This is a genomic window from Kineosporia mesophila (assembly GCF_021129235.1).
In the GTDB taxonomy this organism is placed as follows: domain Bacteria; phylum Actinomycetota; class Actinomycetes; order Actinomycetales; family Kineosporiaceae; genus Kineosporia; species Kineosporia mesophila.
On the sequence record NZ_JAJOMA010000001.1, the window covers coordinates 585941 to 604494 of the forward strand.

Here is an 18554-nt window from a genome sequence, read left to right on the forward strand (position 1 = left end):
TCTGTGGGCGTGGAGACCGTGAGCTGGGAGACCCTGCGCGGGTATCTGGCGGGGCACCGGGTGGAACAGGTCGAGCAGTACGTGGCCGACCTTGAAGACGCCGAGCGAGGGCCGCTGGCCCGGCAGCTCAACGATTACGCCCGTTCCGAGATCGGGGCCCAGAGCTGGGCGAACGAAGCCGGTAGCTCGCCGTTGCCCGCGGTCGCGGTCGCGGCGGTGGGACTGATGCCGTCCGCCGCGGCGGCGGCCACCCTGCTGTGCCGGACGGGGTTACGCGCAGACTGGCGCTTTCTCCCGGTCGATGCGATGCACCGGACCGTGCAGCGGCGCGGCATCTCCTGGCTCGGAGCCCTGGCCTCCCGGATGGCCGTGAAGCTGTCCCGTAATCCGTGGGACGGGAGCTGGAGACCGATCGCCGACCTGATCGTCGTCACCGGGGAGCCGATTCCGGATCATGACGCCTTCGTCAACGGCTGGCTCGCCTGGCTGTGGACAGCCCCGGAAGGGCAACGCCGCTGGCCGGAGGCCGAGGCCGAGCGGGTCGAGATCATGAGAGGCCGGTTGCAACCGGGCCCGTTCCTGAAAGTGCTGCTGCCCCGCACGTTCGAGGTGAGCGGCGCCGGCGGGCTGATGAGCGCGATAGACCCGACGACGCTCGCCGTATCGCTGGTGGCGTTGACGAGTGCGGCGTCGGGGGGTGCGCAGCCGGTGAGCGCGGAGCTGACGAGTGCGGGCCCGGTGAGCAGGGGCCCGGCCGGCGCGGACTCGGCGAGCGGAGTCCTGGCGAGCGGAGGCCGGGCCAGTGGAGTCCTGGCGGTGAGCGGAGTCCTGGCGAGCGGAGGCCGGGCCAGTGGAGTCCTGGCGGTGAGCGCGGGCCTGGCGAGGGGGATGCCGGGCGGCGGGGAACTGGTGAAAGGTGAGCCGGCCGGCGGGGAACAGGCCGGTGCAGAGCCGGCGAGTACGGAGCCGGTCGATCGAGCCGCTCTGATTGACGGCTGCCTGACCCGGCTGCGGCAGCCGGACCGGCCGGCCGCGTTGCGGTTCTTCACCCGGCTGCACGAACTGCTCGGGCCGACGCCGGAGGAACTGGCCGAGCGGGCCCCCGAGTACGCGGACCTGGCCGCGGTCGCGCCGTCACCGGTCGCGGGGATCGCCGTGAAGTGCCTGCGCACGCTGCTCGACGCGGGGCTCCTCGATCTCGATGTGCTGCTGCTCGCGGCGCCGACCGTGCTGGAGCGGCCGGAGAAGGTGCTGGCGCGGGGCATGATCGCGGTACTCGACCGAGCCCTTCGCCGGTACCCGGATCGCACGGGCGACATCGTGGGCGTGCTCGTCCAGGCATTCTCTGCGCCGGTCCACGACGTCGCTGACCGGGCTCTGACCCTGGTGCTCGCCCGGGCGAGCACGTTCGAGCCCGGCCTGCTCGACCTGGTGACCCGGTCGTCCACCGCTCTCCCGCTCGATCTGGAGGAGAGGGCGCGGGCCGGGCTACCGGCCCCGGACATGAACCAGGCCACGAACCCGGCCATGGGTTTGCCCGCGGACCCGTCCACGGGTTTGGCTGTTGACGCCGATCTGGTCGCCGGTTCCGCCACCGGTGCCGGCTTGGCCACCGGTGCCGGCTTGGCCACGGTTGCCGGTCCGGCCGCAGGACCGGTCTCGGAGAGCCACCCGGCGGGCGAGGCCCAGCCCTGGCCCGGGTCGATCACCGACCTGGCCGGGCTGAAATCTGCTCTCGACGGGCAACTGGGACTGAGCGGGTGGACCGGTCTCGAGCAGGTGATGGCTGGTCTCGTCACGGTGGGGGCGCAGGATCGCCAGGCGGTGGACGCTCTGCTGAGTGCCGGCGACTGGCGCTGGCCGGTGCCGGCCAGGGAGTTCTGCCAGACCCGGTTCCTGATCGAGTGTGCCTGGCCCCATAACCCGCTCCGGATCGGCCATGCCGGCCGGAGCGACCGGCGCGAGATGTTCGTGCAGGCCCGCGACGCTCTGCTGAAGGGCGAGCCGACACCGTTCCTGCAGACTTGGTCGCAGTTCCCGCACATGCTGGTGGTTCTGCGGATGGCCGAGGTTGGGTTCGGATTGAGCGGGGAACTGCCGGGGCATGAAGGTCCCGCTCCGCGGGAGCTGATGGCCACGCCCACCGACGTCACGGGTCGCATTGCTCCCGAGGTCCTGCTCCAGCGATTGCAGCGGGCGGAGGAGGAGGGCCGGCAGCCCTGGCCGCTCGATCTCGAGCAGGCTCTTCTGCGCCTGCCCCGACAGATCGATCCTGAGCTGACGGCCGGAACGACACTGACATCGTCGGCTGGACGCCGGTTCGTCGCGGTGGTGGAGACGGGTGGCCTGGTCACACCCGGATCGATCGTGCGGGGCAGCCTGCCTCCGGCGGAGGGCTCTTACCGGGCGGACGAGGGACGACCCGGGGGACTGCGCTCGGTCGACCTGCACCTGCCCGGGGCGCCGGTGTCCGGACTGCACGAGGCTCTTTTCGGCCTGAGGGGCGATCGGCCCCCGGGAACCCAGAACTTCAACGGCGCGATGCCTCCGGTGAATGTGCTCCCGGACCATCGCGAGGTGATCTCGGCCTGGGCGCTGACCGAGATCAGCACGGTGCGCAACGGCGGAGCCACGGAAGCGCTCCTGGCTCCGGTGTCCCGCGTCCCCGGAGGGCGACCGGTTCCGGTGAGGGCCGGCCCGGCAGGGTCAGACCGATCAAGAACTAGTCAGGTGTCGACAGACCGATCAGAAACCAGTCAGGTGGGGACAGGCCGAGCAGAGGCCGGCCAGGCGAGCAGTGACCAGGCGGTAGGGGACCGGGCAGAGATTGACCGGGCAGAGATTGACCGGGCAGAGATCGACCGGGGAGGAATCGGCCGAGTAGAGAGCAGCCAACCCGGTGCCGACCGGTCCGGAGCCGACGACGTCGGGCCCGATGGCGCCGGTGCCGACCGGCCCCGCACCGTCCGGGGTGTGGCCGAACGACCAGGAGTCGCCACCGGTCTGCTGATCGCCTATCACCTGGAGTCCGACGCCCCGGCGGCGCGGGCAGCGGGGGTGGACGCGATTCTGCAGTTGTCCGCGGCGGGGTGTCTGAATCCGGGGGCGCTCGGTGAGCAGTTGGGTGCCCTGATCGCCGACGGCGAGCAGATCGGGCGGCAGGTCTACGAGCGGGCGTTCCTGGGGCGGCGGGTCTATCCGGAACTGGCGGAGGCGGCCCGGGCGGGGGCCCGGGCCGAGGTCTGGGAGGTGGTCGCGGCGATGTTGCCGTACGTGCTGAACGGGAAGCCGGCCGGGCTGCCCGATCTTCTGGCCCTGGCCACGGGCCTGGCCACCCAGTTCTCGGACGGCTCGGAGATTCCCGGGCTGGCCGCGACGGCGGACCGGAAGGGCTCGTCCGCGACGGTGGTTCAGGCCCGGCGCTTGCGGCAGGCGATCGCGTCGCGCCCGGCCGCGGGGGCCGCCGCGTCGTCCAGAGTCCTTGGTCCCGCCTAAACTGGCCGGATGCGTACGGACACCAGCGCAGTGGAGTCGGTCTTCGACCGGCTCGAATCTCTGCTGCCCTTCGTCTCCAAGCCCATCCAGTACGTGGGCGGCGAGCTCAACTCCACGATCAAGGAGTGGGACTTCGCCGGCCCGTCGACGGTGCGCTGGGCACTCATGTATCCGGACGCGTACGAGGTCGGGCTGCCCAACCAGGGCACGATGATCCTCTACGAAGTCCTGAACGAGCGCTCCGACGCCCTGGCCGAGCGCACCTACGCGGTGTGGCCCGACCTGGAGAAGCTGATGCGCGAGCACCAGGTGCCCCAGTTCACGGTCGACGCGCACCGCCCGGTCGGCGAGTTCGACGTGCTCGGCCTGTCGTTCTCCACCGAGCTCGGATACACCAACATGCTCACGGCGCTCGACCTGGCCGGGATCCCGCTGAGCGCCGCCGAGCGCACGATCGACCACCCGATCGTTCTGGCCGGCGGCCACGCGGCGTTCAATCCCGAGCCGATCGCCGACTTCATCGATGCCGCCGTCCTCGGTGACGGTGAGCAGGCCGTCGGGATCATCACCGACGTCATCCGGGAGTGGAAGCAGGAAGGCTGCCCGGGCGGCCGCGAAGAGGTGCTGTTCCGCCTCTCCGGCACCGGTGGCGTCTACGTGCCCTCCCTCTACGACGTCGACTACCTGCCCGACGGCCGCATCCAGCGGGTCGTGCCGAACCGCGACGGCGTGCCGCGGCGGGTCAGCAAGCACACCGTCATGGACCTCGACGAGTGGCCCTACCCGAAGAAGCCGCTGGTCCCCGTGGCCGAGAGTGTGCACGAGCGGATGAGCGTGGAGATCTTCCGCGGCTGCACCCGGGGCTGCCGGTTCTGCCAGGCCGGGATGATCACCCGCCCGGTGCGCGAGCGCACGATCGAGGGCATCGGCTCCATGGTCGACGCGGGCCTGAAGGCCACCGGTTTCGAGGAGGTGGGCCTGCTCAGCCTGAGCTCGGCCGACCACTCCGAGATCGCCGAGGTGACCAAGCAGCTGGCCGACCGCTACGAGGGCACCAACACCGGCCTGTCGCTGCCGAGCACCCGGGTCGACGCGTTCAACATCGACCTCGCCCAGGAGCTCTCCCGGGGTGGTCGCCGCTCCGGCCTGACCTTCGCCCCCGAGGGCGGCAGCGAGCGCATCCGCAAGGTGATCAACAAGATGGTCACCGAAGACGACCTGGTGCGCACGGTCGCCGCCGCCTACGGGGCGGGCTGGCGCCAGGTGAAGCTGTACTTCATGTGCGGTCTGCCCACCGAGACCGACGAAGACGTGCTGCAGATCGCCGAGCTGGCCAAGCGCGTGATCCAGACCGGCCGCGAGGTGTCCGGCACCAAGGACATCCGCTGCACCGTCAGCATCGGCGGCTTCGTGCCCAAGCCGCACACGCCGTTCCAGTGGGTCGGCCAGACCGCTCCCGAGGTCGTCGACGCCCGGCTGGCCAAGCTCCGCGACGCCATCCGCTCGGACAAGCGCTACGGCAAGGCCATCGGATTCCGCTACCACGACGGCAAGCCCGGCCAGGTCGAGGGACTGCTGTCCCGCGGCGACCGCCGGGTCGGTCAGGTCATCCGCGCGGTCTGGGAAGACGGCGGCCGCTTCGACGGCTGGAGCGAGCACTTCTCCTACGACCGCTGGATGGCCTGCGCCGACCAGGTCCTGGCCGACAGTGTGGTGGACGTGAACTGGTACACCACCCGGGAGCGCACGGAGGAGGAGGTCCTGCCCTGGGACCACCTCGAGTCCGGCCTGGACAAGGAATGGCTCTGGGAGGACTGGCAGGACTCGCTGTCCGAGGACGAGGTCGAGGACTGCCGCTGGACCCCGTGCTTCGACTGCGGCGTCTGCCCGCAGATGAACACCGAGATCCAGATCGGGCCGACCGGGCGCTCGCTGCTCCCGCTCGCCGTGGTGCCGGGTCAGGGGCCGGCCGGCATCCAGACCCACACGCACACCCACACGCCGATCACCGGGCCGACCGCCGCGCCGGCGGCCGGTCAGGTCGCCGCCGCCGGGCCGGTCGCCTGATGGCGCGTCAGCCCGAGGGCCCGCCCCCGCCCCCGGTTGTGCAGAAGCTCCGGCTCCAGTACGCCAAGCGCGGCCGCCTGCGCTTCTCCAGCCACCGCGATTTCCAGCGGGCGCTGGAGCGGGCTGTGCGCCGGGCCTCGATCCCGATGGCCTACTCGGCCGGTTTCCACCCGCACCCGCGCATCTCCTACGCCAACGCCGCGCCCACCGGCACGGCCAGCGAGGCCGAGTACATCGAGATCGCCCTGGCCGCGCGCTGTGACCCGGAGGCGCTGCGCACCGCGCTGGACTCCGCACTGCCCGACGGGCTGGACATCGTCGACGTGGTCGAGGTGACGGCTCCAGGGGTGCTGGCCGACCGGTTGCAGGCCTCGGTCTGGCAGATCGAGCTGTTCACCGACACGCCCGGGGAAGAGGCTGCGCAGGCGAATGATGCCCGGGTCCGGAGCGTGGTCGAACGCTTCCTGGCGGCCGAACGGGTCGAGGTTCAGCGCATGACGAAGAACGGTCTGCGGACTTTTGACGCCCGTGAGGCTGTTCTCCGGATCGAAGTGGAGCCTAGTGTCACATCAAGACCCGGTAACGGTTGTGCGATACTAAGCTTGGTCGTGCGGCACAACACACCGGCTGTTCGACCCGACGACGTCCTTTCCGCTTTCCGCGCGGTAGCCGACTTCGCGCCTCCGTCACCTCCCCGAGTGACGCGTCTGGCGCAGGGGCTGCTCGACGAGGCAGACGGATCGGTGACCGACCCACTGGTCCCCGATCGGGACGGCGGCGGCGCCTGACAGGTGCCGCGCCCCAGCCCTGACCGGCTCAGCGCGCATCGGTACGGCGTAAGGCCTTGACTTCCGCCGCGACCAATTTGGCGCGGCGACCTACACGAGTGCCCCGAGCGGCGCCGAGTCGGTGTGATCGGCGCCCGGGGCGACGGGAGAACGCCCGTGGCGAGCAACGAAGAAACACCCGCGGCGACGGACGGCGAAGAACGCGGCGGTGAGACGGTCTCAGGACTGACATCGTCCGCTCCGCGTGTCGCCGTTGCGGACACCGCAGCGCAGGCCGGCACCACGTCGGCCGGCAGCACGGCAGAGCAGGCCCCGGTTCCCGACTCCGGCGCGAGCACCGCGCCGGTCGGCGACCCCACCGCGGCCGACCGCTCCAGCTCCGCGAACGACGAGAACGAGAAGAAGACCGAGACCTCGGCCCGGACCGGGACTCAGGCCCGGACCGAGACGCAGACCACGACTTCGGTCCAGCCGGTCACCGTGGCCAGTGGCGATGCGGTCGCCGGGCCCGACGCTGCCGCCCCGGGGGCTGGCACCGGCACGACCTCTGGCACGGGCACGACCTCTGGCACGGGCACGACCTCTGAAACCGGCGCAACTTCCGACGCCGGCACGCCCCCCGACCCGCAGGCTCCGTCCGCCGCGCCTCGCGCCCGCCGCACCCGGGTGCGCGCGACGAAGAAGGCCGCCTCCCGGACTACGGACGAGACCGGCGCCGAGATCAACGGTGAGACCGGGACCGGCACTGAGACCGGCACCGGCACTGAGACTGGGACCGGCACTGAGACCGGCACCGACGCCGCGAACGAGACTCCGGCCCCGGTGAAGCGGGTCCGCGCCCCCCGTAAGCGTGCCGCCTCCAAGCGGGTGGCCGCCGCCGACCCCGCGGTGGACACGACCGACCCGACAACCACCGGTACCGCGACGACCGACCCGACAACCACCGGCACCGCGACGACCGGCACCACGACGACCGGCACCACACCCGACGGCACCACCCCGGCCGCCGAGGCGGAGACCGCCGCCGCGATCGCGAGCGTCGCCGGTACCGAGGTGGCCCCCGCCGCCCCCGACGCGCTGTTCGCCGAGCCGGCCGCCCCGGTCAAGAAGACGACCCGACGCCGCAGCACCCGCAAGGCATCCGCCCCGGTGACCAGTACCGCGGCCCCCGAGACCCTTGAGGTCGAGGAGAACGTGACCGCCGAGACCCCGGTGACCACGTCGTCCTCTGCTGAGGCCGAGAGCCTTGAGGCCCCGCCGGCCCTGGAAGCCGGGCAGACCGAGAGCGCCCAGGCCTCGGCCCCCGAGCCGGCGTCCTTCACCGTGACCCGGACCCGGCCGCGTACCCGGGTGCGCTCGGCCGCCGAGCGCGCCGCCGACGCCGCTGCCGAAGAGGCCGCGCAGGCGGCCCGGGACGAGCAGGCCGTCGCCGAGGCCGCTTCCGCGGAAGCTCCGCCCGCCACCTCCCGCCCGGCGATCATGCCGATCTTCCAGGCACCGGAACCGGTCACCTCGCGTCCGCGCCGGGCGGCCTCCCGCCCGGCCGGTCCGCCGAAGAGCGTCGAGGAGCCCGCCCCCCAGGACGAGCCCGCCGAGGACGAGCAGATCGTCGCCGGGTCGAACCTTCAGGAAGCCGTCGAGGAGGCCATCGGCCTGCTCGACGACGCGGTCGCGGACGCCGACGAGAACGACGACCTGACCGCCGAGGAGGCCGAGGACGATGCGGCCGACGAGGCCGATGACACCGAGGCCGACGAGGACAGCGACGAGGAGGGCGACGACCAGGAAGAGGCCACCGCCCCCCGCCGTCGTCGCCGCCGCGGTGGACGTGGCCGCCGGGGCCGCAGCCGGGGCGACTCCCCGGAGCCGTCCGAGCAGCCCGCAGCCGCTGCGGCCCAGACCGCTCAGATCCCCTCGACCGCTCAGGACGAGCCGGTCACCGAAGACGCCGAGGCCCCCGACGAGGAGGCGGCCGAGGACGAGGACGGCGAGGAGTCCGGTGAGACGACGGGCAGCCGCCGTCGTCGTCGTCGCCGCCGTCGTGGCGCTGGTGGCAGCGACGGTGAGGTCACCGTCGACGAGGGCACGACCGTCACCACCCGGGTCCGTGAGAGCCGCCGCAGCAGCGGGGGCACCAGCAGTGACGACGTCACCTCGGTGCGGGGCTCGACCCGCCTGGAGGCGAAGAAGCAGCGCCGCCGCGAGGGCCGTGAAGCCGGTCGCCGCCGTCAGATCCTGACCGAGGCCGAGTTCCTGGCCCGGCGCGAGAGCGTCGAGCGCACCATGGTCGTGCGCGAGCGCGACGGCCGCACCCAGATCGGCGTGCTGGAAGACGGCGTGCTGGTCGAGCACTACGTGGCCCGCAAGACCCAGACCTCCACGGTCGGCAACGTCTACCTCGGCCGGGTGCAGAATGTGCTCCCGAGCATGGAGGCCGCGTTCGTCGACATCGGCAAGGGCCGTAACGCCGTGCTCTACGCCGGTGAGGTGAACTGGGACGCCGCCGGCATGGAAGGACAGCCGCGCCGCATCGAGCACGCGCTGAAGGCCGGCGACGCCGTGCTCGTGCAGGTCACGAAAGACCCGATCGGCCACAAGGGCGCCCGCCTGACCAGCCAGATCTCGATGCCCGGCCGTTACCTGGTGTACGTGCCGGACGGTTCGATGACCGGCATCAGCCGCAAGCTGCCCGACACCGAGCGCACCCGCCTGAAGAAGATCCTGCGCGAGGTGGTGCCGGACAACGCCGGTGTGATCGTGCGCACGGCCGCCGAGGGCGCCAGCGACGACGAGCTCGAGCGCGACGTCATCCGGCTGCAGGCGCAGTGGGAGGACATCTCCGAGAAGGTCTCCACGGCCAGCGCCCCGGCCATGCTCTACGGCGAGCCGGACCTGGCGATCAAGGTCGTGCGCGACGTCTTCAACGAGGACTTCAACCGCCTGATCATCTCCGGCGACGAGGCCTGGGGCACGCTCCAGGGGTACATCTCGCACGTGGCTCCCGACCTGGCCCAGCGCCTCGAGCACTGGACCGAGGACAAGGACGTCTTCGCCAAGTTCCGCATCGACGAGCAGCTCGCGAAAGGCCTCGACCGCAAGGTCTGGCTGCCCTCCGGCGGTTCGCTGGTGATCGACCGCACCGAGGCGATGACCGTCGTCGACGTCAACACCGGCAAGTTCACCGGTGCCGGCGGAAACCTCGAGGAGACGGTCACCAAGAACAACCTCGAGGCGGCCGAGGAGGTCGTGCACCAGCTGAGGCTGCGTGACATCGGCGGCATCATCGTGGTCGACTTCATCGACATGGTGCTCGAGAGCAACCGTGACCTGGTGCTGCGCCGCCTGATGGAGTGCCTGGGCCGCGACCGTACGCGTCACCAGGTCGCCGAGGTCACCTCGCTCGGCCTGGTGCAGATGACCCGTAAGCGCGTGGGTCAGGGCCTGCTCGAGGTGTTCAGCGAGACCTGTGAGCACTGCGGCGGGCGCGGGCTGATCATGCACGACGAGCCGGTCGAGAAGAAGCAGCAGGAGAACGGCAACAGTGGCGGCGGCGGTGGCGGCCGTAAGGGCCGTAACAACCACCACCACTGATTCTTTCCCGAGGACGGGGCGTCGGGATGCGAATCCGGGCGCCCCGTCTTCGTGGTCGGGGCTGGCTGAACTCGCCCGCGCTCACCCTGGAGGAACTCCGGGGCCAGTACGTGCTGCTCGATTTCTGGACCGGCGCCTGCGTGAACTGCGTGCACGTGCTGGAAGAACTGCGGCCCCTGGAGGGCCGGCTCACCGTGATCGGCGTTCATTCGCCCAAGTTCCCCTATGAGGCAACCCCTTCGGCGGTCGAACGGGCAGTGGAGCGCTACCGGGTGCGGCATCCGGTGCTCGACGACGCGGATCTGATCACCTGGGACGCCTACGCCGTGAAGGCCTGGCCCACCCTGGTTCTCATCGACCCGCAGGGCTACGTGGTGGCCCAGGTGGCGGGGGAGGGGCACGTCGCGGAGCTGGCCGGGCTGGTCGAGGAACGGCGTACGGACGTCGTGGTCACCGAAAGTCTCCAGGGGACGGTGGTTCACAGCGAAAGCCCGACCGATCTGCGCTTCCCCGGTGGCCTTCTCGCCCTGCCCGACAACCGCGTCCTGGTCTCCGACACCGGCCACCAGAGTCTCGTGGTCGGTGCCGCGCGGGTGGGCTCCGGTGACCGGGGTCTGGTCGACGGACCATCCGGAAAGGCCCGTTTCGCCGACCCTCTCGGCCTGGCTCTCCTGCCGCCCGAGGTGGCCGGGCGGGTCGGCTACGACGTCGTGATCGCCGACAGCGGCAACGACGCGATCCGGGGCCTGCGCCTCGACGATCTCTCGACCACCACGGTGGCCACCGGCATTTCGACGCCCGGCGACGTCGCCTGGTTCGACGGCCGGATCGTCGTGGCGGTCACCGGGCGGCACCAGCTCTGGGCGGTGAACCCGTTCGACGGATCCACCGGGGTTCTCGCCGGGACCGGCAAGGAAGGGCTGGTGGACGGACCGGCCGCGACGGCCTGGTTCGCCCAGCCCTCGGGGCTCTGCGTGGGGGCCGGTGGACTGTGGATCGCCGATGCGGAGAGCTCGGCGCTGCGTCTGCTCTACCTCACCGAGGTCGGTCTGCAGGTCAGAACGGCCGTGGGACAAGGGCTTTTCGAGTTCGGACGGCAGGACGGCGACGGCTGGGACGCCCGCCTGCAGCATCCTCTCGGCGTGCAGGTGCTGCCCGGCGGGGCGGTGGCGATCGCCGACACCTACAACGGATCGGTGCGGCGCTACGACCCGCACACCGACCAGGTGACCACCCTGCAGACGGATCTGGGAGAGCCCTCGGGGCTGGCGGTCGTCCATCAGCAATTGGTGGTTGCCGATGCGGGGCACCATCGGTTGCGCTTCTTGACAATGATGGACGAGGAACACCTCCCATCGCCCACCCGGGTTCCCGTCACCGACGTGAGCCCCGGAAAGGTTCGTCTGGCAGTGGCCTTCGACCCTCCGCCGGGGGAGGAGGTGGATCTGCGCGAGGGCGACCAGGCCTGGCTGCGCGTCACCCCCTACCCGCCCGCGCTGCTGACCGAAGGTGCCGGTGCGGCAACCGACCTCACCCGTGATCTGACCTTCGGGGGTGACCTGTCCGGCGGGCGGGTCAACGGCTGGCTGCTCGTCGAGGCCCGGGCGGCGTCCTGCGACGTCGAGCAAGGGCCGGGCGCGGTGTGTCACCTGCACCGGCAGCGCTGGGAGGTACCGCTGCGGCTGGTACCGGGCTCCTCGTCGGAGATCGCCCTAACGCTGGCGTGAGGCCCGCAGGGCCCAGAGCACCAGGGGCGCCTGCAACGGGAGCCGGGCCACGGTCGCGGCCTTCTTCGCGGAACTGGCCCGCGGGGAGCGCAGGGCCCGGGCGGCCATGTAGACGTTGCCCGGGAAGACACCCACGAAGAGCGCTGCGGCGGCGAGACATCCGGCCTGCCGGGTGCGGGGCACGGCGATCGCCGCGGCCACCGCGAGCTCGGCCGCGCCGGAGCCCGCGATCCAGGCCGCGCGACCACCGGGCAACTGTGGCGGCACGACCTGCTCGAAGAACTTCGGCCGGGCGAAATGGCTGGCGCCGGCCGCGGCCAGGAAGATCGACAGGGACGTGGCGGTGCTGTTCACGGGTACCTCACTCCGGTCAGTTCCTCGGCTCTCTCCCACAGTCTCGCCGAGATCTTCTCGTCGTGGGAGGCGGTGCTCGATGCCGCCGGCCCGGGGTAGCCACGCACCTCACCCGGTCCGGTCGGGCCGTAGTAGCCGCCGGGGGAGACGTCCGGGCCGGCCGCCGCGAGGAGCAGGGCCAGGGCGCCCATCTCGGCGGAGTGCCCGGCCACCCGGGAACTCAGCGACAGCACGGCGCCCTGCACGCGGGAGCCGGTGTGCGTGGTGAGCCCGGTCTTCGCGATGCCCGGATGGGCCGCGACCGACAGCACGTCCGATCCCTGCGCGGCCAGCCGGCGCTGCAGCTCGCGGGCGAACATCAGGTCGGCCAGCTTGGACTGCGCGTAGGCGCCCCAGCGGGCGTACCGGCGCTGTTCCCAGTTCAGGTCGTCCAGATCGATGCGGCCTCGCCGGTGCATCACGCTGGAGAGCGTCACCACCCGCTGCGTGATCTGCGGCAGCAGCAGGCCGGTGAGAGCGAAGGGCCCGAGGAAGTTCGTGCCCAGGTGCAGCTCGAACCCGTCTTTCGTGGTGCCCTGCGGCACGGCCATCACGCCGGCGTTGTTGACAAGCACATCGAGGCGGCCCACCCGCTCGGGAAACGCCCGCACCGAGTCCAGGTCGGCCAGGTCGAGGGGCAGCACCCGCACGTCACCGGTCATCGTCCCGGCCGCGCTCTCGCCCCGGGCCACGTCCCGGCAGGCCAGCACCACGCTCGCGCCCCGTGCGGCCAGGGCCCCGGCGGCGATCGCCCCGATGCCGCCGTTCCCGCCGGTCACCACCACGACCCGGCCGTGCTGATCCGGTATGTGCTGGTTGATCCAGGAATTCGAGGCGGCCACGGTCGTCAGCCTAGGCTCTGTCCGACAGGTGTACCGCTTCAGGCACGCACGCCGACCTGGTCGCGTCCACCCCTCTTCGCCTCGTACAGCGCCTCGTCGGCCGAGGCGTACAGCTGTGGCAGGTCACCGGCCTCGGTCGGGGCGTGCGCGACACCGATGCTGACGCTGATGGGCAGCATCGTTCCGTCGCTCAGCTCCAGCGGGGAGTCACGCACGGCGCTCACCAGTTGCTCGGCCCGGCGCACCGCCACGTCGTGGTCGCAGCCGGGCAGCAGCACGGCCAGCTCGTCGCCCCCGAGCCGGCCGATCACCGAGTCCGGGCGGGTGTTCGCCGCGATCACGGCGGCCAGATGCTGCAGGGCCGCATCGCCCACCGGGTGGCCGTGGGTGTCGTTGATGCTCTTGAACCGGTCCACGTCGATGAGCAGCAGCGCGGTGCCCACCGCGTGCTGCCCGGCGGAGATGGCTCCCTGCGCGGCCTCGTCCAGTACTCGCCGGGTGACCAGACCCGTCAGTGGGTCCACGCCGGCCAGGGCGGCCAGGCGGGCGGCCATGCGCCGGCGGGCGGTGCCGTTGCGGGTGAGGACGGCGGAACAGATGACCTGAGTGATCGTCAGGTAGCTGAGAATCCGGACCGCACCGGCGGCCGGGGTCAGGGCGAAGAGCAGGGCCGCGTCACTGCCCACGGCGTACAGCAGGGACAGATAGGAGCCGGCCGGTCTCAGGACCGCGCCACCGTAGATCACCGGCAGGGTGGAGGTCAGGAGCGTGGCGGCACCGGCATCGCGTTTGGCCAGGGCCATTCCGGTCAGGAGAGCCCCACAGGTCAGGGACAGAAGGAAGAAGGTGACGACCGGCAGGCGATGGCCGTAGCGGATCAGTACCAGAGGAAAAGCCAGGAGGAAGATCGGGAAGAGGAGATTCCAGAGCCGGGCTGCCCCGGTGTACGGCGTGATCGCCCCGTCGATGACCATCGCGGTACCCGCGGCCAGCATCATCCCGATCGCGGCGGGGTTCGCCTCGGGAGCTTCCCAGGCTCCCACCCGGGCTCCCCATTGCTCGATCAGGCCCTGTCGGCGCTCACTCATTCCCGTCCCCCTCGCCCCGTCTCCGGGAGAGGTCGGCAGAAACCCCCGTCGACCTGACATGATGGGGCCGCAGTACGGTGCGCGATCAGGTCTACCGAGGAGCGGGTTTGCTCCTGGGCCTCGCTATCCGTAGTCTTTACTGCGGTGCGCCGCGTGGCATCGATATGCCTGCGTTGAGCCCTCACCCTCCAGGGTGTCGGGGAGAGACTCGCACCCCCTTGAACCGACCGGAGAGTGATTTCACGTGTACGCGATCGTCCGCGCTGGTGGCCGCCAGGAGAAGGTTGCCGTTGGCGACGTCCTCATCGTTGACAAGGTCGCTGGTGCGCCCGGCGACGCGGTGGACCTGGTTCCCCTGCTGCTGGTTGACGGCACCGACGTGACCAGCGCCGCCGACGCCCTGGCCAAGGTCAGCATCGCCGCTGAGATCGTCGAGGCCACCAAGGGCCCGAAGATCATCATCCAGAAGTACAAGAACAAGACCGGGTACAAGAAGCGCCAGGGCCACCGCCAGCCGCTGACGACCATCAAGATCACCGGTATCACCAAGTAGTCAACGGCTGAGCAGAAGGCAGGCAGACAGACATGGCACACAAGAAGGGCGCAAGCTCCTCCCGGAACGGCCGCGACTCGAACGCCCAGCGTCTCGGGGTCAAGCGGTTCGGTGGCCAGCAGGTCAACGCCGGTGAGATCATCGTGCGCCAGCGCGGCACCCACTTCCACCCGGGTGAGAACGTCGGCCGGGGCAAGGACGACACCCTGTTCGCCCTGACCCCGGGCGCGGTCGAGTTCGGCCAGCGTCGCGGTCGTCGGATCGTCAGCATCGTCGGCGCCGAGTAAGGCTGCGGCACACACGAGCTTTTCGCGAAGGGCGGGCCGGGGTCTCCCGGCTCGCCCTTCGCTGTTCTTCCGGCGGAAAAGCAGTTCAGCATGTCGTCCTCAACAGCTCCACACGCTGCCCGGGAGATGTCCTGAACCCACCTGACCGGTGGGTAATACGACAACGTTGCACGGATCAGGAATCGCGCAGGGCCGATGACGTCCCCGGGCCAGACCGGTGTCCGTCACTTGAGCTCTCAGCGAGCAGTCAGTTCGCGCTGGTACCCCGAACTGACCACATTCACTACGGGCGGGGTACCACCGAAGAGAGCAGAGGCCGGCATGGTGACCTTCGTCGACAGGGTCACGCTGCACGTTGCGGCGGGTAATGGCGGGCACGGGTGCGCATCCGTGCACCGCGAGAAGTTCAAGCCCCTGGGTGGGCCCGACGGCGGCAACGGGGGTAAGGGCGGCGACGTCACCCTCGTCGTCGATCCGCAGACCACCACGTTGCTCGACTACCACCGGTCACCGCACCGGAAGGCGACCAACGGCAAGCCGGGCGAGGGAGACCATCGCAACGGGGCCAACGGCAACGACATGGTGCTGGGCGTCCCCGACGGCACCATGGTCAAGGACGCCGACGGCCGGGTGATCGCCGACCTGGTCGGCAACGGCGCCACCTTCGTGGTCGCCGAGGGCGGCCGCGGAGGCCTGGGCAACGCCTCGCTGGCCTCGGCCCGGCGCAAGGCCCCCGGCTTCGCCCTGCTGGGTGAGCCCGGTGGCGGCGGCGACGTCGTGCTCGAGCTGAAGACCGTGGCCGACGTCGGCCTCATCGGTTTCCCCAGCGCGGGCAAGTCCAGCCTGATCGCGGCCATCTCCGCGGCCCGGCCGAAGATCGCGGACTACCCGTTCACCACCCTGGTACCGAACCTGGGCGTGATCGAGGCCGGTGACGTGCGCTACACCGTCGCCGACGTGCCGGGCCTGATTCCCGGCGCCAGCGAGGGCAAGGGCCTGGGCCTGGAGTTCCTGCGCCACGTCGAGCGCTGCGCCGCCCTGGTGCAGGTGCTGGACTGCGCCACCCTGGAGCCCGGCCGCGACCCGCTCACCGACCTCGACGTGATCGAGGCCGAGCTGGACGCCTACCCGGTCGAGCCGGGCACGCTGCCGCTCAAGGAGCGCCCGCGCCTGGTGGTACTGAACAAGGTCGACGTGCCCGAGGCCCGGGAGCTGGCCGAGATGGTCAAGCCCGACCTCGAGGCCCGCGGCCTGAAGGTGTTCATCGTCTCGACGATCGCGCACGAGGGTCTGCGGCAGCTCACCTTCGCGATGGCCGACCTGGTGGCCCAGGCCCGCGCCGACGCCGGCCCGGTGGAGGCGCCCCGCGTCGTCATCCGCCCGGTCCCGGTCGCCGAGAAGGACGCCTTCGACGTCACCCGCGAGAACAGCGCCGACGGCCCGTTCTTCCGGGTGCGCGGTTCCAAGCCGGAGCGCTGGGTGCGCCAGACCGACTTCGCCAACGACGAGGCCGTCGGCTACCTGGCCGACCGGCTCGCCCGTCTCGGTGTGGAAGACGCTCTGGCCTCGGCCGGTGCGGTCGCCGGCGCCACGGTGGTCATCGGTGGCGACGACGGCGTGATCTTCGACTGGGAACCGACGATGATCGCGGCCGCCAGCGCGGCCTCGCCGCGCGGTACCGACATCCGCCTCTCGGGCACCGATCGGCCCACCCGGTCGATCAAGCGCGAGGAGTACGAGATGGCGCGTACGGCAAAGCAGGACGCGCGCGAGGAACTCGCGCAGGAACGTCGTGCGGGTCACTGGGTCGACCCGGCCCAGCTCGAGGACACGTCGGAAAAAGACGCCTAGTCATTCTCCTGATCATGCAAACCTTCCCCGCAGCCGGGGAAGGTTTGCATGATCACGGACTAAAAAAACTGGTTTGACCGAGGTAGTAGGACTGAGTTCGTGGACGGTCTGGAAGAGCGCCGGCAGCGGATCACCGCGGCCGGGCGCATCGTGGTCAAGATCGGGTCGTCGTCGCTGACCTCGGTGGACGGCGGTATCGACACCGGGCGCATCGAGCAGCTGGTGGATGTGCTGGCCCGGCACCGGCTGTCCGGGCAGGAGATCGTGCTGGTCTCCTCCGGCGCCATCGCCGCCGGGCTGGCACCCCTCACCCTGGCGAAGCGGCCGAAAGACCTGGCCACCCAGCAGGCCGCCGCGAGCGTGGGCCAGGGTCTGCTGATGGCGCAGTACACCGCCGCCTTCGCGCGCCGTGACCTGACCGTCGGCCAGGTGCTGCTGACGGCCGAGGACGTGATCCGGCGCACGCACTACGCGAACGCCCGCCGCACCCTCTCCCGTCTGCTCGGCCTGGGTGTGGTGCCCGTGGTCAACGAGAACGACACGGTGGCGACCGACGAGATCCGGTTCGGTGACAACGACCGGCTCGCCGCCCTGGTCGCCCACCTGGTGCGGGCCGACGCCCTGCTGCTGCTCTCCGACGTCGACGCGCTCTACGACGGCCCGCCGAGCCGACCGGGGGCCCGGCGCATCGAGTACGTCGGCGGACCGGCCGACCTGGAAGACGTCGAGATCGGCAGCGTCGGCAGCAGCGTCGGCACCGGTGGCATGGTGACGAAGGTGGACGCCGCCCGCATCGCCAGCGCGGCGGGCATCTCCACCCTGCTCACCTCCGCGGCGAACGCGGGGGAGGCTCTGGCGGGCAAGGACGTCGGCACCTGGTTCGAGGCGCGCGGCGGCCGGACCGCGAGCCGGCTGCTCTGGCTGCGGCACGCAGCCAAGCCCACGGGCCGCCTGATGCTCGACGACGGCGCCGTGGCGGCCGTGGTGCAGCGCCGGATGTCGCTGTTGCCGGCCGGGGTGGTGAAGATCGACGGCCGCTTCACCGCGGGTGACGCGGTCGATCTGGTGAACCCGCACGGCACCGCCGTGGCTCGGGGCCTGGTCAATTTCGACTCCGCTGAGCTACCGGCCCTGCTCGGGCGGTCGACCCGGGACCTGGCCGCCGAGATGGGGCCCGACTATGCCCGGGAGATCGTGCATCGTGACGACATCGTGCTGCTCGGTCGTCGCTGACCGTTATCCGCGCAGCTGATAAAGGGCAGATCATCTGCCCCGCGGCTATTCGCGCACACCACCCAATCAGGCCGCGCAGGTGTGCTGATCCTACGAATTCCGCGGTTCGTGGCCGATTCCCAAGACGTTCGGGTCGGCATCTGCTCAACTAGAGGGGTGTCAATCGGATCACGTCGCGACGTCCCCTCCACGTCGTGCGTGCGGCGGGCCGCTCTCGAGCAGCAGCCGTACATCGCCCGCGCCGAGGACGCCGAAAGTGCCCGCGACCTGTGGTTCGTCACGGTCACGGTCGGCGGCGGCGCCCTCGCTCAGGACGAGGTTCGTGACGCGCTGGAACGGCTGAGCGTGGAGCGGGCCTTCGTCGTCAGCATCCGCTACGACCGCAACCACGCCCAGGTGCGCTATTGGGACGAGTGCGGTGACGCCGCCGAGGCCACGCGTCAGGCGCTGTCCCTGTGGGGCGGCGACGAGGTCTTCACCGAGCTGCCCGGCTGGCGGGTGAGCGGCCTGGAGGTCGTCGACCTGATCACCGCCCAGCAGCAGTGGGACCACGACACCCATCCCCGCGTCTACGCACTCGGCGAGATCGTCCCCTTCGACGACTGACCCGCCCCTCTCTCCATGATCACGAAGGTTCGG

13 protein-coding genes are annotated in these 18554 nt (G+C 70.9%); 10 read left to right on the top strand and 3 right to left on the bottom strand.

From position 1 onward, the window contains the following. Window positions 1-9: 9 nt before the first annotated feature. The 5 genes from LR393_RS02225 to LR393_RS02245 all read left to right on the top strand — a co-directional run bounded on the left by LR393_RS02225 (window position 10) and on the right by LR393_RS02245 (window position 11668). Window positions 10-3495: a hypothetical protein gene (locus LR393_RS02225; protein WP_231481200.1), complete on the top strand. Its 3486-nt coding sequence runs from the start codon at window positions 10-12 to the stop codon at window positions 3493-3495. 9 nt (window positions 3496-3504) lie between these two features. After that, on the top strand, window positions 3505-5562 hold the full coding sequence (locus LR393_RS02230) for a TIGR03960 family B12-binding radical SAM protein (protein WP_231481202.1): 2058 nt from the start codon (window positions 3505-3507) through the stop codon (window positions 5560-5562). Between the two features lie 38 nt (window positions 5563-5600). Beyond that, entirely contained in the window at window positions 5601-6350 is a 750-nt protein-coding gene (locus LR393_RS02235; RefSeq protein ID WP_345718789.1) for a TIGR03936 family radical SAM-associated protein, read from the top strand. Window positions 6351-6506: 156 nt separating this feature from the next. Beyond that, the gene (locus tag LR393_RS36105) at window positions 6507-9941 is read left to right on the top strand and encodes an Rne/Rng family ribonuclease (RefSeq protein ID WP_231481206.1); all 3435 of its coding nucleotides are present in this window, start codon (window positions 6507-6509) and stop codon (window positions 9939-9941) included. Window positions 9942-9967: 26 nt separating this feature from the next. Continuing rightward, a complete protein-coding gene (locus LR393_RS02245) occupies window positions 9968-11668 on the top strand; it encodes a thioredoxin-like domain-containing protein (protein WP_231481208.1) in 1701 nt (566 codons plus the stop codon). Here LR393_RS02245 and LR393_RS02250 read toward each other — a convergent pair. The 3 genes from LR393_RS02250 to LR393_RS02260 are packed head-to-tail and all read right to left on the bottom strand — an operon-like array spanning window position 11654 to window position 13991. Further along, a complete protein-coding gene (locus LR393_RS02250) occupies window positions 11654-12022 on the bottom strand; it encodes a DoxX family protein (protein ID WP_231481210.1) in 369 nt (122 codons plus the stop codon). The two genes, LR393_RS02245 and LR393_RS02250, sit on opposite strands and share 15 nt — an antisense overlap. After that, a complete protein-coding gene (locus LR393_RS02255) occupies window positions 12019-12903 on the bottom strand; it encodes an oxidoreductase (RefSeq protein ID WP_231481212.1) in 885 nt (294 codons plus the stop codon). Before LR393_RS02255 ends, LR393_RS02250 begins: the two co-directional genes overlap by 4 nt. Before the next feature lie 38 nt (window positions 12904-12941). Beyond that, complete coding sequence (locus LR393_RS02260; protein WP_231481214.1) at window positions 12942-13991, bottom strand: GGDEF domain-containing protein; 1050 nt, start codon at window positions 13989-13991, stop codon at window positions 12942-12944. Between the two features lie 244 nt (window positions 13992-14235). On the opposite strand from LR393_RS02260, the gene rplU reads away from it, so the two are divergent. The 5 genes from rplU (at window position 14236) to LR393_RS02285 (ending at window position 18521) form a co-directional block, all read left to right on the top strand. After that, window positions 14236-14544, top strand: coding sequence for a 50S ribosomal protein L21 (gene rplU / locus LR393_RS02265; RefSeq protein ID WP_231481216.1), 309 nt, complete (start codon window positions 14236-14238; stop codon window positions 14542-14544). A 32-nt stretch (window positions 14545-14576) separates the two neighbouring features. Then, window positions 14577-14831, top strand: a complete 255-nt coding sequence (gene rpmA, locus LR393_RS02270; protein ID WP_231481218.1) for a 50S ribosomal protein L27 — start codon at window positions 14577-14579, stop codon at window positions 14829-14831. 321 nt (window positions 14832-15152) lie between these two features. Beyond that, a complete protein-coding gene (obgE, locus tag LR393_RS02275) occupies window positions 15153-16682 on the top strand; it encodes a GTPase ObgE (protein ID WP_231481220.1) in 1530 nt (509 codons plus the stop codon). 108 nt (window positions 16683-16790) lie between these two features. Beyond that, complete coding sequence (gene proB / locus LR393_RS02280) at window positions 16791-17915, top strand: glutamate 5-kinase (protein ID WP_269326571.1); 1125 nt, start codon at window positions 16791-16793, stop codon at window positions 17913-17915. Window positions 17916-18071: 156 nt separating this feature from the next. Further along, window positions 18072-18521, top strand: a complete 450-nt coding sequence (locus LR393_RS02285; protein ID WP_231481224.1) for a hypothetical protein — start codon at window positions 18072-18074, stop codon at window positions 18519-18521. Window positions 18522-18554: the final 33 nt, after the last annotated feature.